General features: G+C 33.7%; 20 protein-coding genes. 12 read left to right on the top strand and 8 right to left on the bottom strand.

The window, feature by feature from the left end; all coding sequences use genetic code 11:
* Positions 1-28: 28 nt before the first annotated feature.
* From WDZ98_RS10475 to WDZ98_RS10455, 5 genes are all read right to left on the bottom strand, one after another.
* Positions 29-526 (bottom strand): HEAT repeat domain-containing protein, encoded by a 498-nt coding sequence (locus WDZ98_RS10475; protein WP_368057622.1) that lies wholly within the window; start codon positions 524-526, stop codon positions 29-31.
* 89 nt (positions 527-615) lie between these two features.
* A complete protein-coding gene (locus WDZ98_RS10470; RefSeq protein WP_368057624.1) occupies positions 616-1461 on the bottom strand; it encodes a TrmB family transcriptional regulator in 846 nt (281 codons plus the stop codon).
* 274 nt (positions 1462-1735) lie between these two features.
* Positions 1736-2641, bottom strand: coding sequence for a type II secretion system F family protein (locus WDZ98_RS10465; RefSeq protein ID WP_368057626.1), 906 nt, complete (start codon positions 2639-2641; stop codon positions 1736-1738).
* A gap of 4 nt (positions 2642-2645) precedes the next feature.
* The gene (locus tag WDZ98_RS10460) at positions 2646-3569 is read right to left on the bottom strand and encodes a type II secretion system F family protein (RefSeq protein WP_368057628.1); all 924 of its coding nucleotides are present in this window, start codon (positions 3567-3569) and stop codon (positions 2646-2648) included.
* Complete coding sequence (locus tag WDZ98_RS10455) at positions 3566-5233, bottom strand: type II/IV secretion system ATPase subunit (RefSeq protein WP_368057630.1); 1668 nt, start codon at positions 5231-5233, stop codon at positions 3566-3568. Before WDZ98_RS10455 ends, WDZ98_RS10460 begins: the two co-directional genes overlap by 4 nt.
* Positions 5234-5321: 88 nt before the next feature.
* Here WDZ98_RS10455 and WDZ98_RS10450 point away from each other — a divergent pair, with 88 nt between their 5' ends.
* The 4 genes from WDZ98_RS10450 (at position 5322) to WDZ98_RS10435 (ending at position 9514) form a co-directional block, all read left to right on the top strand.
* Complete coding sequence (locus tag WDZ98_RS10450; protein WP_368057632.1) at positions 5322-6473, top strand: hypothetical protein; 1152 nt, start codon at positions 5322-5324, stop codon at positions 6471-6473.
* On the top strand, positions 6470-6988 hold the full coding sequence (locus WDZ98_RS10445) for a hypothetical protein (RefSeq protein ID WP_368057634.1): 519 nt from the start codon (positions 6470-6472) through the stop codon (positions 6986-6988). Before WDZ98_RS10450 ends, WDZ98_RS10445 begins: the two co-directional genes overlap by 4 nt.
* A gap of 7 nt (positions 6989-6995) precedes the next feature.
* Entirely contained in the window at positions 6996-7715 is a 720-nt protein-coding gene (locus tag WDZ98_RS10440; RefSeq protein ID WP_368057636.1) for a hypothetical protein, read from the top strand.
* 101 nt (positions 7716-7816) lie between these two features.
* Positions 7817-9514 (top strand): hypothetical protein, encoded by a 1698-nt coding sequence (locus WDZ98_RS10435; RefSeq protein WP_368057638.1) that lies wholly within the window; start codon positions 7817-7819, stop codon positions 9512-9514.
* Between the two features lie 73 nt (positions 9515-9587).
* Here the strand turns inward: WDZ98_RS10435 and WDZ98_RS10430 are convergent, their stop codons facing one another.
* A complete protein-coding gene (locus WDZ98_RS10430; RefSeq protein WP_368057640.1) occupies positions 9588-11015 on the bottom strand; it encodes a hypothetical protein in 1428 nt (475 codons plus the stop codon).
* Positions 11016-11083: 68 nt separating this feature from the next.
* On the opposite strand from WDZ98_RS10430, the gene WDZ98_RS10425 reads away from it, so the two are divergent.
* Together WDZ98_RS10425 and WDZ98_RS10420 are read left to right on the top strand one after the other, a co-directional pair.
* Complete coding sequence (locus WDZ98_RS10425; RefSeq protein WP_368057642.1) at positions 11084-11728, top strand: archaellin/type IV pilin N-terminal domain-containing protein; 645 nt, start codon at positions 11084-11086, stop codon at positions 11726-11728.
* A 64-nt stretch (positions 11729-11792) separates the two neighbouring features.
* A complete protein-coding gene (locus WDZ98_RS10420) occupies positions 11793-14498 on the top strand; it encodes a hypothetical protein (protein WP_368057644.1) in 2706 nt (901 codons plus the stop codon).
* On the opposite strand, the gene WDZ98_RS10415 is transcribed toward WDZ98_RS10420, so the two are convergent.
* The gene (locus WDZ98_RS10415; protein ID WP_368060988.1) at positions 14495-14707 is read right to left on the bottom strand and encodes a hypothetical protein; all 213 of its coding nucleotides are present in this window, start codon (positions 14705-14707) and stop codon (positions 14495-14497) included. The two genes, WDZ98_RS10420 and WDZ98_RS10415, sit on opposite strands and share 4 nt — an antisense overlap.
* A gap of 84 nt (positions 14708-14791) precedes the next feature.
* Between WDZ98_RS10415 and WDZ98_RS10410 the strand changes: the two genes are divergently transcribed.
* The 6 genes from WDZ98_RS10410 to WDZ98_RS10385 all read left to right on the top strand — a co-directional run bounded on the left by WDZ98_RS10410 (position 14792) and on the right by WDZ98_RS10385 (position 17953).
* Entirely contained in the window at positions 14792-15676 is an 885-nt protein-coding gene (locus WDZ98_RS10410; protein WP_368057648.1) for a prenyltransferase, read from the top strand.
* A 38-nt stretch (positions 15677-15714) separates the two neighbouring features.
* Complete coding sequence (locus WDZ98_RS10405) at positions 15715-16815, top strand: aldo/keto reductase (RefSeq protein WP_368058418.1); 1101 nt, start codon at positions 15715-15717, stop codon at positions 16813-16815.
* 64 nt (positions 16816-16879) lie between these two features.
* On the top strand, positions 16880-17245 hold the full coding sequence (locus tag WDZ98_RS10400) for a DUF6659 family protein (RefSeq protein ID WP_368057650.1): 366 nt from the start codon (positions 16880-16882) through the stop codon (positions 17243-17245).
* Between the two features lie 66 nt (positions 17246-17311).
* Positions 17312-17506, top strand: a complete 195-nt coding sequence (locus WDZ98_RS10395; protein ID WP_368057652.1) for a hypothetical protein — start codon at positions 17312-17314, stop codon at positions 17504-17506.
* Positions 17503-17754 carry a hypothetical protein gene (locus tag WDZ98_RS10390; protein ID WP_368057654.1) on the top strand — a complete coding sequence of 84 codons (252 nt, stop codon included), beginning with the start codon at positions 17503-17505 and terminating at the stop codon, positions 17752-17754. Before WDZ98_RS10395 ends, WDZ98_RS10390 begins: the two co-directional genes overlap by 4 nt.
* A gap of 52 nt (positions 17755-17806) precedes the next feature.
* Positions 17807-17953: a YHS domain-containing protein gene (locus WDZ98_RS10385; protein WP_368057656.1), complete on the top strand. Its 147-nt coding sequence runs from the start codon at positions 17807-17809 to the stop codon at positions 17951-17953.
* On the opposite strand, the gene WDZ98_RS10380 is transcribed toward WDZ98_RS10385, so the two are convergent.
* The gene (locus tag WDZ98_RS10380; protein ID WP_368057658.1) at positions 17950-18894 is read right to left on the bottom strand and encodes an asparagine synthase C-terminal domain-containing protein; all 945 of its coding nucleotides are present in this window, start codon (positions 18892-18894) and stop codon (positions 17950-17952) included. The genes WDZ98_RS10385 and WDZ98_RS10380 overlap by 4 nt on opposite strands.
* Between the last annotated feature and the right edge of the window lie 97 nt (positions 18895-18991).

Genomic DNA, 18991 nt, shown 5'->3' with positions numbered 1-18991 from the left:
AACAAAAATCGGTTGTAATGAATAAAAATTACAGAATGGTAGTTGGTTTGTATTCGCCTTGATTTTGTAATCTGGTTAATCTTTTGATCACAAATCTTGCTGTTTCTCTGACATCTATACTTGGATCTATTTCTGCATCTCTGATTAAATCCACTGCTTCAAAAGCACGCATCAGTCCTAAAGATTCTATTGCTTCATGTTTTGTAAGTATACTTTTATCATTAAGGGCTGATTCTACAAGCGTTGGAATTTTACTTCTCATGTTTCTACCTGCAATTTGATAACAAGCTTCATGTTTTACTACGCCGTTGTCATCGTTTTTTAGTACCCATTCCATTAAATCTGCTGCTTTGACGAACATTGGATCTTCTGAATTTTTATTTTCAGCAATTTCACCAATTAACCATATTGCATCCCAACGTTTTGATTCATCATTATCTGATTTTATGATGCGCTCACATACTTCCAGTCTTTGTGTTTCTGGTAGATCCCGTAATTTGTTTTCATCATAGATTTCTATTGCCATTTCCATTTTTGGGAATTAGTTCCTTTTAACGATTTCGAAAATTCTAGGCTCGGTTTTTATGATGTTCGTATTTGTGTATGTTCTTATGTCTACTTTGTTTTTCTAACAAAATTTTTGACGTCTATAGTTTTTAGTGGCTTTGATGAATCCCACAAAAATGAACACAATGTGAAGATATTGTCTACCATCTCAGATGAGTTTGTACATAGTGAAAAATCTGATTCAGAATTGGAATTTTGAGCAGATGCTGCAGAATCTGACATTATCATTTTTTTATTGACCTGGACTACCATTCTTCCCTTTGATGGAAGTTTCCCAATTTTGGTTTCTGTAGCGTTGAATCTTTTTACAAATGGTGCTAATTTTGGATCATTCATATCAACTAGTAATCTTACAATACCTCCATTTTTTTCACAAATGCTTATTTTTTCAGGAATTGTGCTGTGATACATTCTTGAGACATCATCTAAGGTTGTTGCAATATATGTTATTCCAGTTGAATTTTCAATCAGATGAGCAATATCTGCGTAAATGTTTTGACGGCCCTGAACCACTCTGAATGTTGGAACTGAACTGATTTGGTTTGTTGTAATTTCATTGTTAATTTTATCAATAATTGCCTCTCCTGATTTTTTGATTTTATTTACTTCATCTTCTTTTTTCCCTAGCGCAATTTTTAATGCATCGTGTGGATCTGCTGCAATACATAATTTTGGACTGGACAGTGTTGTTGAGATAATGTTTCTGCTTACTAGTTTGTCTACTGTTCTATACATTCTTGCTCTGTCAATATCTAACTCTTTTGCAAGTGCACTTGCAGTGATTGGACCTGCTCTAAGTAAATTAAGATAAACTTTAGCTTCCAAATCATCAAGATCTAAAATTTCTTCAAGTTCTGACGCAATTCCACTTACATGTTCTTGGTATGTCATCATTTTATTTTGTCATCCTCTTAACCCTAGGTTCATTTTGAATGATTGCATTTAGTACTTTCGTATAATTTCTTAGTCTTTCATAATGTAACATTTCCATATCTGGTAATTACTAAAATCAAATGGCACTAAAGGATCTGCTTGTTAGATCAATTAATAACAGCAAAAAACTGTATTTTTTAGTAATTACCATTCTATCATGTTGATAACATATTATGCTATGACTTGTTTATGGGATATTTTGAACAATTTTCTCAAAAAATGTCTTAATTGATGTCTATAACGGAATGTTAAATGCTATTACAGCAATTACAATCATGGCAACAACATGTTTTGTGCCTGCAACATATGATCCAGCTCCAATTTTACCTGCTGCCAATCCTCCAAATAATGCTTCAATAATTGCCATGTTAAATAGTGCTGATTCTAATTTATCAATTTCCATGCTTGCAAGTGATCCAAATAGCCCTTCAGTTCCACTTCCAGATGCAAGTAATCCATCCTGAACTTTTTCAATTTCTGTGAAAAAACTTGTAGTTAACAAAACTGCTACTGCCAAAAACACTCCAAATGAAATGTAAATTGTATATGTATATGGGGCTAATGCTGATTTTCTGCTTTTTTCAATGTTTTGCATTTCAGATACATGTTTTTGAATCATTTCTAGATTTTCTGATACATCTCCTCCGATTTTCATTGCCATTTCTAGTAGTACTGTGACACGTCTTGCCACTCTGGTTCCTGTTCTTTCTGCAAAATTCTCAAACGCGTCTTCAATTGGTGTTCCCCAACTAAGGTTCGCTCTAAGGTTTTTCAATTCTGGGGTTAATGCTCCTAGATTTCTTTCCCCTGCTTGTTCTATTGCTTTGATCAAATTGGCCCCACTTTGTACTGAGCTTAACAAAGCTAACAAAAACACTGGTAGATTTCTATCTATATTGTCTCTTCTTTGAACTTCTTTTAACTGATGTATAGTTAATGGTATTATCCCTACCATTATTCCAAAAATTAATCCTACATCTCTAATTGTAGTCGAGTCTGAAAATTCTGAAAAATAGAAACTCATTGTCAGTACACTGATAGATGCAATTAATGAAAATGTGATTGTCTTTAGAATGTTATTTTTTAATATTGATTCTGAAGGCTCTAATTTACTAGTTTGTTTTCTTTTTACTACTTCCATATCTTTACCTCTTTGGTACCATAGTGTCCATCATTACTAGCATCAACACTCCACTAAGTGGAATTACTGCAAATGTTAGTATGTTCATTAATGTGAGTAGATCAAATCCTGCAAGACTGGGACTCATTATACCCATAATTGATAACATAATTACTGCGAGTAATGGAAACACAATTAGTAAAATAGTATAAATTTCCGCAACACTGCCTAATGATTCTGTAGTTTTCTGCATTAGCATTTTTTTTTCTTCTAGCTGAACTTTTGCAGTTGCGTTAAAGTATTCTTTAAGATCTCCTCCTGACTGAACAGTCACAATTGCACCTTCTAATAATTCTGAATATGGTCCAACAGGGGTTCTGTGAACTAAATCTCTGATGGCACTAATCAAATCCATACCTAAAATATCTATATTTCTGACGATATATCGTGCATCCTTTACCATGTCCTCATCTGTCTCTTCTTTTGCAATGGCTTTGAAAATTCCCTCTAAAGTTAGACCACTTGTAGCTAGTGTTGACATGTACCCAATAAAATGCGGAATCTCTTCGATGAGTTTTGCTGATCTGTTTTTTACTCTGATTGCTGGAATGATTTGTAACACCACAAATGTCATTCCAAACAACATTAATCCACTTAACAATGGAAGGATCATTCCAATGCTGGCTGGCTGAATGTTGATAAATTGAGATGCAATTAATCCCATAACTGCACCACATGCACCTGCAATCATACTAAAGAACACCATGCTTGAAACATACACTTCAAATGGAATTGGCATCATTGCCTGTTTGATTGATTTGTCTAGCGATGTTAGTTTTGGATGTAAGAATTTCACATGTTCGTTTAGTAGTTTATAACTATACACGTGTAACTGTCCTACCGATTCTTCTTGTTCTTTTCTTTTTTGTTTACTGTTTGCTAGTTTCAAACTTGTACCTCTAATCTTTTTCTTTCATAGTATCTTTCAGGGTCTGCATAATAGTCCATTACATTTGAAGATACTTCCTTATGATCTCTGATATCATTTTTAACCATCCATTCTAATGCTAATCTTCTCTTTGTCAATTCATAGTTGATCTTCTCTTCTGTATCTCCATCTCGCTCTTTGAGTTTTTTGAAAATTACGCTATTTCCCATGTATTCATGAATGTCTGTTTTTGGATTCCATTTGAAAATCTCATGAGTTTTAATTTGGCCTGTTGTTTCATCAATACCATCAATTTCCGAAACCTGAATGATTCTTCTCAGAGATTTATCTCCTACTCTGATCTTTAATTGAAGTGTAATCAAATCTAGACTGTTTGAAATTAGTGCTTTTGGTACATCCATTGGAGACGAGGTTAATCTTGTTAGTGTTGCCTCTACAGAATCTGCGTGAATTGATGAGAATCCTCCGTGTCCTGTAGCCATCGCTTGAAATAGTGTGTATGCTTCTCTTCCTCTGGTTTCTCCTACGATGATGATATCTGGTCTCTGTCTTAGAGCTGCTCTGAGAAGGTCGAATTGATTAATCTCTCCTACCTGTGTATCTGTAAAATTTTGTCTAGATACTGCTGGAATCCAGTTCTCATGAGGTAGGTTAAGCTCCTGTGTGTCTTCAATGCTTACTACCTTTTCTCCTGGTCTGATAAACGTGGCAAGTGCGTTAAGGGCTGTGGTTTTCCCGCTGGCAGTGCCTCCTGCAACAAGCATGGTTGATTTTTTTTCTGCCAAATACCACATGTATGCTGCAATATCTATTGACATTGTTCCAAATTTTATCAAATCAATGACTGTGATTGGATCAGCCCTGAATCTCCTGATTGTAAATGTACTTCCTCGTTTTGTAATCTCATGACCTAAAGTTAGATTGATTCTGCTTCCGTTTGGTAAAGACGCATCGATGATCGGATCTGCCATGGAGACATGTTTCCCACAAATATATGCCATTTTTCTTGAGAAGTTATTTAGCTCTACATCTTTTTCAAATATGATATTAGTTGGCATTGATTCATGTTCTCTATGCCAAATGTAGATTGGAATATTTGTTCCATCGCAACTAATCTCTTCGATCATATGATCCCTCATTAATGGTTCAATCTTTCCAAGGTATACAAAATCTCTAACTGCAAAATAGTTAATCTTTGCAATATTTTTTGGTGGTATCTTTAATCTGTATTTTTTTATCATTGATGTGATTTTCTTTTTGAGTCTTCGTTCTGCATCTTTTTTTGATTTAATGTCGTGTAACGAAACTGTAAGCTCTGTCATCAATAATTTTTTTATGATTTCAAAAGCCTTTTGGTCTCTTTCTGAAAGTACTGGTTCTATCACTTGATATCTTAATCCTCCCTTGGCTGTAGGGTCTTTGATTATCCCTGCATGAATTTCATTATTGTCCCAATCAAGCTTTGATAATGTCATGTATTTTGGAATGTTGAAATCGTCTTCTAGTTCCTCTGAAACTGTTTTATGATGTATTTTAGTTGGTTTGTGTTCAAACATGTTTACTGGTTGCAGTTTTTGTAACACTGACAAACTATCTTTAAAAATATTAAATTTCAATTTCAGCATATGTGCGTCAGATATGCGTTTTAACACTTGTTCGTTCATTTGAACAACATTTTCCTTTTACTCTCTGCAGTGTATAGAAAACTACCATGGCAGAGGATATGTTCACATTGTGTGAGGTAGTGATATAATGTTTAGAAAAAAAGTAGCGCCAGATGTATCTTTAGATGTAAAATCTGGGCACAAAATATCTAATCTTGGAAACATATCTTCTATTTTTAAAGGAAATTCGAATAATTCTAATGAATCTGAGCCTCAACCATCTTCTGTTGAAGAACCCATTTCATTAGAAACTGACGTTATCAAACCTTCTACAAACAAGGCTGTAAGATTAATTCAAGAAGTTCAAAAACTAGAAGATAGGACAATCAAACCATTTGTAGATTATAACAAGGGTCTTTTACTCTATCCAATTTTATCAAAAATAGATGAAATGCAAGACAATGTTTCTTGTCTTGATGATCTGGTTTCTGATGGGATTTTAGAGAAAAAAGTATATGAAAAATTAATTGTTTGTCCTGTTCATCCTGAAACTTTTTCATCTAGCATGCGCCTTTATTGTCCAAAATGCCATTCAATGAATGTTGAAAAGCTTAATCTATTTGAACACAAAAGATGTGGTTACATTACTGAAAGTACAAATTTTGATTTCTCAGATCATGAAAATTCAATCTGTCCTTCATGTAAAAAACAAATTAAAAATTTTGAAAAAGAAGTACGTGTACCTGCAATGTGGTATCAATGTAATGATTGCAATGAAAAATTTGACAACGCAGTAATTAAATTACATTGTAGAAAACACGAACATGATTTTGATACTAATTCTGGGCAATTCATTACAACTTTTAGCTACAAGCTGAAAAATTCAGAAATCTCCATCAACTCAGATACCAATCAAATCAAAGATGAACTGTTAAAATTATTACAGGGATTCAATTTTGATGCTAAACTCAATATTTCAATCAAAGGAAAAAGCGGTAACATTCATGAAATTCCAATATATGCAAAAAGCAAGACAACTGGTGAATCTATTTTAATTTTCATCCGAAATCAACCAAGCGGCGTTGACCAATCTGATATGAATTCTATATTGGTTCCAAAATTAGATATTGATCCAACTAATACCTTATTGGTCACTGTATCTGGTGTTAATGATGGAATAGAGAATCTGGCCACCCACTATGGTATTCATTTGATATCTGAACCTGATTTCTCACAAATTCTCTCACGCGTTGAAGAATTTGTTTCTGAATGGTATTCTAAAAATGGTGGAAAAAAATGAGTCATGGTTTGTCTTATTTTCCAAAAAATAGGCGTGCAGTAAGTCAAATAGTTGGCAGTGTCGCAATTTTGGGAATTGTTGCCTCTGTAGGTTCTGTAATTTTGTTTAATGGTATGGAAAGTATTAGTGCTTTTACATATGATTTATCTTTTCATGAAGCATCAAAGAACCAAATTCATAGAGAAGATATTGTGTTTGAACATATCCGATTTGAACCTGGCACGAATAATCTTGAAATTGATTTAATAAATGTCGGAACTGTTGATTCTGATATTTCCACAATAACAATTGTAAATATAGATAATCAGGAAATTGTTGCAAATTGGGTTGACATAAATCAATTTATTCAAATTAAAGACAATCAACGAATCTCTTTAGGCGGCACTGATATTTTATTGCCTTTAGGTTCTGGTACTTGGGATGAATCTGTATATCGTGATGCAAATTACAAAATATCATTAACTACTGTCCGAGGTAATTTTTTTACAACTATTGCTAGTCCGTATAATACTTAGAATTAATATGAATGAATCAGTACAAAATCCAAATTTAAAAAAGAAAATCTCACCTCGTCTAAAACATCGACGTGCAGTAGCTGATATTATTAGTACGATGTTGTTGATGGGTGTGACTGTAACTGGTGCTAGCACTTTGACTTATTTTATGAATGATGCATTTGTCTCTGGTACTCTTGGGACTGCAACGACCTTGGATTCTTCGTCATTAAATGTATTGCTACTAGCATATGATACACGTGATGCTTCATCCCTAATGTCTTTGAGTACAATTAATAATGAAAATACAATTAACAAATTTTTATGTGGTGTCACCTGCAGTGGAAATCAAAATCGTATTCCTCGTGATAGTCCAGGTGGTACTGAGTTTATTGTATTTCAAATTCAAAACAACCACCTTAACTCTCTGTTTCTTGAAGATGTTATAGTTAATGGTGTTGTTCATTCTTGGGATCCGCTTACAGGGAATGGTGTCACATTAGATGCTTCAACAAGTGCTCCACTTAGTGGAAAATATCCTGCAGATGGGATGTTTTCCATAGTTCCAACTAATACTCTAATTCAAAAAAATAACATCCAAATTCAAAGTGGGGAAATTGCAAATATTTTAGTCAAATTAGGTCCTGACGATTCTGATATTGACCTCAATAAGGGCATTCAAGTCAAGCTAAATGTTGGGAAAATCCATCTTGTGGAATTCATACTTGAAAGTGGTGACGCACGATAATCCTTACAAAATCCACTTGTATCCCTCAAACTAGGCGTGGAATATCATCTGTAGTTGGGGCACTGTTTTTTACTGTCTTAATGGTTGCTGGCTTTTCAGTATTGAGTTTAGCGTTGGATGCTCAAACTGACATTGTCACAACTCAGAGAATGATATCTGATATTGAATTAAAAAAACAGCAAGAAAATTTTGGAATCGCTGTCTCTACTGATGCAAATAACCTGCTTAGTATTTCTGTCACTAATTTGGGACAAAATCCTGTTGGAATTGAAAGTTTTTGGATAATTAATAAAACCTTGACAGCAGAACCTGCCACTCGTTATGACATTAATTATACTGATTCTTTTGTAACTGGAGGCGCAACTACGCAAATTCTTACATCTCAATCACTATACATGATTCCTGACATATATGACATCAAAGTAGTTTCTTCTTTAGGTACAATTGAGATTGCTGAACTTGATGTTGGTGTTGGTGGCTCATCTAGTAACAGTTTACGTTCTGTATTGGTAACTGCTCCTCCAGATGTTGTTTTAGGACAAAATGTTACAATAGGAATGGTTGTGACTAACATTGGACAATTACCGATTACCGATGTTACTCCTTTACAACCCGCTGTCAATCCTTTAGGTGTTGTAATTGAAACGTCTGGACCAAATCTATCTTCAGTTGATTTGATACCTGGAGAATCATTTTTGTTTTTGTGGGATTATGTTCTTGATGGAACTGCTGACACTGTTGTGAATTTTTCAAATTACGCTACTGGTATTGATCAAAATGCTAATTTAGTTCAAAGTAATATTGCAACTGATACTAGTATTTTACGAGAAGATGCAAATGGTGATATTGCTGAAACAGAATTAATTATATTGACACAAGATCTTTTAGCTAAACCTGAACTTTTTATTATTATGCCTGCTCCTTTTGGTGAATCTGGACAACAAGGAGTATGGGGGGTTAATGTTGTTAATCCTGTAGATAAGGATCTTGAAGTAAGTAAAATTGTCTTTACTGCAACTTCTACAAGATATACTGGTGGGGATGAAATTTTTACAGACAATAATGGCAATGCTTGTGGAGCTGCTCATGTAGATGCAAGTGTTGGTGGGACTTGGAGTTGTCCTATGCCTAACCAGTTAATGTGGAAAAATTTGAATGATCCTCTTACTGTGCCTGGATTTTCAACTGTATCTTTTTTGGCTTACGTTGAACCTGGATTCATAGGCAGTAGTGGAGATTTTCTAGAAACTGTTCCAGTTGATATCACCGTATATACAACATTAGGACAATTTGGTAAATCCGGCTATGCAACGTCATACAATGAAGGTTCTACAACATTACCTAATGTTTTTTTAACTGATGAACCTGGCTCTATTGCTAGTGCAAATATTCTTTCAAGTCTTAATGGAATTCCTAGTGGAAGTATAGTTAAACTTAATGCAACTTTGACTGATTTTGATACTACTGTTACTAGAGTAATTCAAGGAATTGATTCTAGATTGATTGTTAATATTCCCAAAGGCTGGACAAATCCTTCAATAATTAATGCGCCTGGATTTACTATGGATCCTATAGCAACATTTGCAGATGGTTCATCACAAATTGTTGGTGTGCTAAATTCTGACATTACTGGTCCTGCAGATACACAAACAATTGAACTTCAAGTCACTGCACCTGATGTTACTTCCACACAACTTTACGTGATGTATATTTTAGCAGATGGTATTAGTAATTCTGGTAATGGAGATGTTGCAGTGGGACCTTTAGCTGAAGTAGTCTTACAGGTAGTTCCACCTTAAAATAAAGTTTTTTTGGTGTATTTGAAATATTTTTTCATTATTAGTTAAAGTTTTATTAAAAATAAAAAAGGTGTTATGATCCAAAAGTCGGATCAATCATGATGTAGTTGACTTTGTGATTTTTATCATTATCCATTTCAGGACATCCAAGCATTACCATTAGATTATCTGTAGGATTTGCAGGTGATTCTCCAAAGTTATCTATTAAGAACATTGTATTATTATGAGATATTATTCTCTCTAGCTCACATTTGGCATCTTTTGAACCTTCCATTAAATCTACATCGGTTTGTACTACACTAAATAACACAATAGTGGTAGTTGATTTCAATTCAGAATCTACTATTCCAATATTTCCGTTATCATCTAATATCTCCACACATGGCATCTTTTGAATTCCATCCACAAATACATCACAACTATCTAATGTGTTTGCATCATTGAGAATTATTTCCATTGAATTATTCTGGAATACAATGCCTCCTGTTCCTCCTATTGAACCGTCCCCATTATCATCATTGTAAATTGTACATGAAATGGTTTTTCCTTTTTTAATGGAAATTGGCTCGCCAGTCATAGGTGGACATTTTTCATCCCCTGTGATTAATACTTCAGTGTATGATCCGGTTCCTGCAATTGTTTGACTTAATGTGTAAGTTCCTTTAGGAACTTTTACTTCATTTAATGATGGATCATTTATGTTTTGAATTAAATCAAATTCCACGCCTGAATCCACATCGATCAATTTGTAAGTAAAGTCTTCAAACATTGCGTCTCCACCATTATCATTTGTCAATGCATTCTTTATCACGATAGTTCCTGTTTGTTCTGGTGCAGGTTCATCTCCACAAGTCAAAGGATTTGATTCTGAAATTGATGTTTCACCATTTTTCAAACCATCAGAGATTTCTAATGAATATCCCATATCCATGACTGTCAATCCTTTGTAAAGAGGTTGTGAGCATGATGTATGCACTTCAATTGAAGAAACTAATATGTTGTCTTGTCCTTCTACAATTTTATAAATTGCAAAAACAGTGTTTGGATTTAGTTTATCTTTTCCAAAACTGGATGATTCAATTCGATAATCTCCCATATTTGTAACATCTACAATACTGGTCAATTTTTTATCTTCATTACCAATATCGTTTAGTTTTTTGTAAACTTCAATTTTAAATTCACTGTTTATTTCTGCACTTGGTGTAGAAAATTTGAACTTTAGTGTATCTGGTTTCTCGCAATCACATGGATCTTTAGGTGTATCTTCATTATCACAATCATCATTATGGTTGTATCCATAATTCCAATTATCACAATCATCATCGTCATCATCATGATGACCACCGTATGTTGAAAATGCATTTGGAGTTGCTGTAGCAAAACCACCAATAATCAATATTGATGCAATTGCTGAAACTGTCAAAGTCGTCATTAATTTTGTCATTACAAATGAGGTTGTTCTATTACATTTACCCTCATTGTTGTACAGTTTGAACAACATTTGTAACCAGCTGTGTTTTTTGAACAAAGATCTCTTTAACATCTTTTTCAATTCTAAGAAATTCAGAAATGACAAAACTACAGTCAAAACAAAACAAGTTGACTTCAAGAAGAGCAGTTGCTCCAGTTATCGCAACACTTCTTTTGGTAGCAATCGCAGTCGTTGGTGGAAGTATTGTCTTTGTGTTCTCACAAGGATTCTTTAGTTCTGCTCAAGTCAGCGGTTCACCAAACATCGAATCATTGAGAATCATTGGATATGATGCAACTGATGGCACTACCTTGAAAATACATGATGGAACTACTTCAACAGTACTTTCAGGTGCAACCGGTAACGGATTAGCTGATGGTGAACGTGTTGCCATCTATGTTCAAAACAATGGTGTAAGTAAAGCCACATTAGGTGAACTTAGATTTGGAGGCACAGTCTATGACTTTGTCGCAAATTCAGGTACTACATTAGATGATTGGGATGCAGCACTTGATAATGGAATTATTGGACTTCCTCCAGGTGCCGGATATGTAATTCTGACACAAGGTCCTGATGCAATTCTTGATGCAACTTCTGGAACCATTCAACCTGGTCAACAAGCAACGATCATACTTGAACTTGATGAAAACGTCAAAACAGGTAGAGATGCACAATTCAAGCTAACTACAACAAACGGTGCAGTCTTCGTTGGAACTGTTATCGCAGGTCAACAAAGTGGATAACTCCACCCTTTTTTCCTTTTTATGAAAAAAAAACGGAGTAAAAAATGAAAAATGGAGAAAAAAAATGAACACAAAAAAACCAATCCTCTTCTTACTTGCTTTATCTCTTTTATGTGGGGCAAATCTACATTCAGCATCTGCCCAAAATTTAGAAGCATTATCTGATTATTCTATTAAACTTGCAATATCTCCCTCACACTTGGAGAGTGGAATTGCAGAACATCAAGTTGGCTATCTATTCGTTTTAAGCAAATTTGGTGTTCCTATTACATCGTCATATGATGTGCCAGTCAGTCTCAGTTCGGATGATCCTTCTATTGTGTCAGTACCTAACAAAATTATTCTAAAGGCAAATCAAGAATTTGCATCATTTCCTGTAACTACAACTGAGAAATCAGGAACAACTACAATCACTGCTAATCTTAATGGAAAAATCACATTTCAAAAAATTGAAGTGGGAACTGACGAAACACATCTTCCTGATGACTTGATTTTGGAATTAAATCTACCAACAAATAAAATGCATGTAAACTCAGAAATGCCATTTACCGTATTTCTAAAGACTTCTGATGGAATTAACATCCGTGCCCCTAATGATATTGACATTCTCTTAGAATATGATGGAATTTTGGCATCAAGTGATTCTAAAGTTTTGACCATTCACAAAGGTGATTATTACGCGTGGGGCATATTACATGCTCATGATAAAGTTGGAAATACATTCCTACGCATAATTCATGAGGATTCTGGTCTTGATGTTGCAAAAAGTATTCAAATCTCATCCACTCTCCCTACTGGATTAAAATTATCTATATTTCCAAAATTAATTCCTGCAGAAATCGACAGAACATTAGATATTTTTGTTAGCGTTGTTGATTCTGATGGTAATCCTACAAAAACGCCTAATGACATACCACTTGATTTTTTCTCTAGTGAGCAATATCCAATTGGTGAAAATTTAGATAAATTTGGAAAATCTGAAAAACCAATGATCAAAAAAGATCAATTTGGTTATTTACTTCAACAAAAATATAGTTTACAAAGCTTGCTTAAAAATAATATTTTAATCGGTGTAAGCTCCAAAGGACTGGGTACCGCTACTGACACTTTCCGTACAGTAGGTGAATCTATTGAAACAGATCAAAATCAACGCACATCAAACTTTCAGTTTAGTTTGAAAGATTATGATACAACGGTAAATGTTTTTGGATTGGATAAAATTCCAAGTAACGCAACAGCATTTTTCACATATCAATTATCTTTAATTGAAGATGATGAAGATGATGATGGAATTAGGCCTGATGGAACTAAAATTAAAATTCATCCAGATTGTGCCGAAGTATCAGATGACAATCTTTCTGGCTCATCTACTGAAGGCGTAACTCATAATACAGAATTAGACCCTGAAGATATGATCTTATACACTATTGATTGTTTAGAAGACGGAGAACTCTATCCAATACAATCCAATGCAAATCTGTACACTGATGGCTTTGTACAAAAAATTAATGTCATTTCTAGTGATGATAAATTAGCTACAATAGAGGATGGTGGAAAAATTGTCAGTTCATACTCATATGGGACGGCAAAAATCTCAACAGGACAAAAAACAGGCCCTGTGAAAATATCTGCATCCATTAATGGCATGGGAACAGGCTCATTTACTTCAGAAGTCATTAACACATTGGAGCAAAAAGAAGTACGATTGTTTTCTCCCACTGGTGAGAATGGCATAATTTTTGATCGTGATGGGTTTTTTGATATCTTTCTAATTGCGCTTGATGAAAAAGAAAGACCAAAAATAATGAAAGAAACTGAAAAATATTTGGTAACTCCAACAAATGGATTGATTGAAATTAACAAAGGTTCCTCATTTACTTTTGCCCAACTAAGAAGTGACTCTTTCAATGTTTCTGAATCTGAAACAGAAATCACTCTTACTGTTGAACCTATTGGTGAACATGCTAATTTGAACTTGGAAGGAAGTAAAACTTTTGTTACTCATCCAACTTCCCAAATGCAAGTTTCACTTCCTCTAGAGAAAATTAATGCAAATCATCATCAAAATATGGGAATTGTTCAACTAGTTGATTTACAAGGAAATCCAGTAATTCCAAAATTCGATGTAAAATCAAAAATTGTATCCTCCAAAGATACGGTTGTTCAGATTATTGATGATGCTATAATTCCTACTGGTTTTTCATATGCAACATTTCCAATTAAAACTACAGGTTCTGTAGGGAATGCAATAATTTCGGCAAGTGCAAAGGGTGTTAATGGAACTTCATTACTCATAAACACTGCATCCTCGCAAACACAATTACAAGTATTTACCGGAGGTTTAGATAATGAGATTCCTGTTGACACACCAATCGAATTTAGATTATTTGTAGATGATGATAATGCAGATTCTATTTCTGGTGCATCAATCAAAATAGTTGCAAATGAAGAGGATGTATTGATCACACCAAATGTTATAAGAACAAGTTCTGATGGAAGCGCCATACTAAGTTTAACTGCATTAAAAGGTCCAAACATTTCTTTTGATATTATAGCTACTGCTGAAGGATATGCTGAAGGAAAGGATAGTTTCACTGTTAATGTTGATGCTCCTGAACAAACATTTAATGCAATAGATTTGGAGCTACCTGAATGGATAATCTATATTGTTATTGGTGGCATCTTGATGGTAGGTGTAATTGTGATTATGTTCTTAAGAAAATCTAAAACCGATTTGGAAGAAGAATGGGAAGAAGAGGAAGAACTTTAATCTATTTTTGAATTCTTTTTTTTATCTCTACAAATCCCACAAAGATAATTTTTTTCAAACAAATCTACTTCTTTTTTAAATGGATCAGTTCCATAGAATTTTTCTGATGTTTTTAAACCTCCAGGCACTTTTTTTCCGCAATTAGTACAATGTAACTCTAAATCAAATTTTTTTATCTTTTCATTTTTATTGATTTTTCCAATAATCATGTCTGAAATACTCTTATTTTTGATATAAATTTGATTTAAATCAAAACTCATGAATATTATATTGAAAAATCCAACCTTCATTACATGTTATCTGTGTGGTTTCGTGTGATTAGAGTAAGGTTTCTTCTCGCATCTGTAATTGCAGTTTCTGTAGGATTGGCATTAAATTGGTGGCAAAACTCTACAATACAACCATTTGAGGCAGTTTTAACTTTTGCAGGAGTGATGGCACTTCATGCAAGTGTCGATTTGTTAAATGATTTTTGGGATTTTAAACGTGGTATTGATACTAGAACCACTAGAACAAAAATGAGTGGAGGTACTGGCGTCTTACCAGAAGGACTACTCAAACCATCTTCAGTGTATCGTGCTGGAATTGCATTTTTGATAATCGGTTCTTTGATTGGAGGATATTTTGTAATTACTGATGGAATAATTATTGCTGTAATTTTGGGATTTGCCATAATCTCTATCTATTTTTACTCTACAAAAATTGTAGATTCTGGTTTAGGTGAATTTTTTGTTGCAGTAAAGGGCTCAATGATTGTAATTGGAACTTTCTTTATTCAATCAGGGCAAATATCTCTGGAGTCAATTCTTGCAGGAATAGTTGTAGGTTCTTTATCTTCTCTAGTGCTGTTTATTGCATCATTTCCTGATCATGATGCAGATAAATCAAAGGGTAGAAAAACTCTAGTCATTGCAGTTGGAAAACAAACTGCTTCAAAATTATTCTGGATTTTTCCTCTAATCTCTTACTCTGCAATACTCGTAGGCGTTTATGCAAATTTGTTTCCCCTGTTTTCTTTGATTAGTTTTTGCAGCTTGCCATTAATGATAAAATCTGGACTTGGCTTGCAAAAAAACTATGATTCAGTTACAGAACTTGTCCCATACATGTCCTCGACTTTGATGTTTGGAAGAATTACTGGTGCATTGTTTGTTATTGGATTTCTGATAAAATTCTAATGCCCTAAACATAAATTCAGCAAATGTTGAGAGTATACATGATTTCAGGCAATGCAACATTGGAAGGAACTACAAAATTTGCTGAAAATTCAGGCATAAATAAGGCAAATTTTAAAAAATTTGCAAATCTGTTGCTCTCAAATGTCGGTGTGGGGACTTATCTTGGTGATGCTGATTCTAAAACAGATGAATTAGTAACAAATGCTGTAAAACAGTCTATTCTATCTGGAATTAATGTCATAGACACTGCAATTAATTATAGATCCCAAAAGGCAGAACGTTCTGTTGGAAAGGCAGTTGCAGAATTAATTGAGGAAGGGAAAATTTCACGTGATCAAATATTTCTAAGCTCAAAAAACGGCTATCTTACTAATGATGCTGATGTTCAGTTAGGATTTTGGGAGTATGTTAAGGAAGAATATTCTAAAAAGGGCATCATCAAAGAAGGTGACGTTACATCTGGTTATCACTGTATGACTATTCCTTATCTCTCTGATCAATTAGAAAGAAGTTTGAAAAATTTGAATCTTGAGTGTCTTGATTTAATGTATTTGCATAATGCCGTAGAGGGTCAAATCAAAGATATATCAAAAGAACAATTCTTGGAGAATCTAAAATCTGTCTTTGAATTATACGAACAAAAACGAAAAGAAGGAAAAATTAAATTTTATGGGATGGCTACATGGGAATGTTTTAGAGTTTCCTCTGATAATCCACAATATCTTTCACTTGAAGATACCGTAAATATAGCAAAAGAAGTAGGTGGAGAAAATCATGGTTTTAGATTTATTCAATTACCTTACAACATGAATTATGATCAGGCATTACTTGGAAAAACTCAAACAATTGGAACTGATTCTGTATCTGTTTTAGAAGCCGCAACTAGTTTGGGAATTGGTGTTTTCACAAGTGTCCCATTTATGCAAGGAAGATTGTTACAGCCAGGGGTAATGCCAGAATTTAATGATTTGAAACCATCGTTACGTGCTTTGCAATTCATTCGCTCATCTCCTGGTGTGATTGCCCCCTTAGTTGGGCAAAAATCTTCAGAACATGTATTTGAAAATCTTGAAATTATGAAAATTTCACCATTAACTGAAGATGAATTTTTAGCATTGGTGAAAAAACTGACTTCTTGAAATTGTTCGCACAGACATAGATAGAAAGATAATAAACAGGTACAATTTATCATGACATATCACTTTGTCTGCAAAAATTTACGACTATTCAAAAATCTGTAGTTCTGTTTTGTCAATTGATCCTAAAATTAGATTTGCAGGTGTGATAAATGAACGAGGACGTTTGGTTGCAGGTGGAATGAAAGAAAATGTTGAACCCTTAGAAAGTGAAAAAGACGATGAAATGATTTTCATGGAGCTTGCATTGCGTGTAAAAATGAGAAAAGAGTTTGATAAACAACTTGGCCCAGTAAATTTTGCAATGGCTTCACGTGAACGTGCACTTGCAATTAGTGTATTAATCAATGATGACATTTTGTATGTTGTATCAGAGCCTGACGCTGATTATGGTGTCTTGCCAAAGCAAATAATTAAAATAATTAATTCTTGATTGATCTCTTTTCCAATTTTGGGACTTTGTGATCTTCTTAATTAGTAATACATTCTGATTTTCATTATGACCGTAAATGAAAAAATCGATTTTGATTATTTGGCCATATCTGAATTAACTAAAGAAATTGGTTCTATCGTTGACAATTCATTTAGTATTGGAAATGCCAATTTGACTCCTTCAGATATTGAACATATTTTAAAGATCACCTCTGATGTAACCTCTAGGATAAAATCACAAATGTTGGAATTAACAGCATGAATTATTGTTGTGATCGTCATGATCCAACGTATCAAATAACATACAAACTAACTCATCCAAATGCTATTCCAAGTGAATGGCTTGTATGTGAAAATTGTTTTGGAAAACAAGAATTTTTTGGCGTCGCCGATGAAATCGAATCAATCGTATCCTTACGTGGTTTGAAAATTCCACTTGAAATTGATCAACTCGTAATCATGACTAGAACTGTATCAAAAAAACTCAAAAAAATTCTTTTAGTCAATTAGCTTCTTTCGTATCTAGATGAATCTATAAATAGAATTTAAAAGTGGAAAGTTTGTGCCAGTAGATCCTGTTTGTGGAATTGAATTAGATGAAGATTTAGCATTACTGCATGATCATGATGGAAAGAAATTCTATTTTTGCTGTAATGGTTGTAGACGAATTTTCATTAAAAAACCACGCAAGTACAAAAGTAATTCCTAGATGGGAAACGCGCCACACATTCTACAAAATTTTGATTCTCCCACTCCATGTTTACAGTATGGGCATTTTTGTTCAGATGTACTTTCAACCGGTGTTCCAAATAATTTTTTAAAAATCTCATAATAATGCATAGACTCTCTGCTTCTGATTATGACTCTGTCTTCTTTCTCAACTGTTAATTTCTTTTCTACATATTTTTCTTCTGTAATTACCGAATTGAACAAATCTGTTAATCCTACTGTACCTGCACCTTCTTGCATGGGTGATTTCTCTCTCCATACAATTTGTGATGGTATGTATTTTTCAAATGTTTTACGCAGTATCCATTTTCCATGTCTTTTTTCGTTTTCTTCTTTTACCTTCAAACTTACTGGAATTTCATTAGCTAGTTTCATGACTTTTTCGTTTAGAAAAGGTGATTCGATATTAACTCCTAGTGCTTTTCCTATTTTTTGTGTTGGAAAATGCATCACACTACAAATCCTTTTGATCTCTTTTTCCAATTCTTCTTCTGATTTGTTTATAAGGAAACTATACCCTGCAAATAATTCATCTGCCCCATCTCCTGTGATGATTGATTTTTCTCCGTTATCTTTTGCCCACTTTGTTGCTAGATACATCACAACATTGTTTCGTATTTCAATATCGTTAAAATTTTTTAAAATTCTGATAGTTTCTTCTATGCCTTCTAGAATTAAAGATGTTTTGACATTGTAAATTGTTAATGGTAACTGCATTTCTTTTGAAATCATTTGACAGTATGTCAAATCTGTCGATACAAAATCTTCCGTAATCACCGCAACAGCTTTTGGCTTTTTTTGTTTTAGAAAATATGCTATAATTGAACTATCTAATCCGCCTGATAATGAAATTAAATTTGATTTACACAAATTACATGATTCTTCTAAAACATTGTAGATTTTTCTGGAAAATTCTTCCAATAGTACGGGTGTGTTGATGAAATTAAAATAGCTATGCCTAATCACGCCCCCAGATGAATCTTAAATATTATTGCAAACTTTAAATTCGCTATTCCAT

The sequence above is a fragment of the Candidatus Nitrosopumilus sp. genome (genome assembly GCF_040878665.1).
In the GTDB taxonomy this organism is placed as follows: domain Archaea; phylum Thermoproteota; class Nitrososphaeria; order Nitrososphaerales; family Nitrosopumilaceae; genus Nitrosopumilus.
Note: the sequence above shows the minus strand (reverse complement) of the source record. Positions and strands in the feature narration are given on the sequence as shown.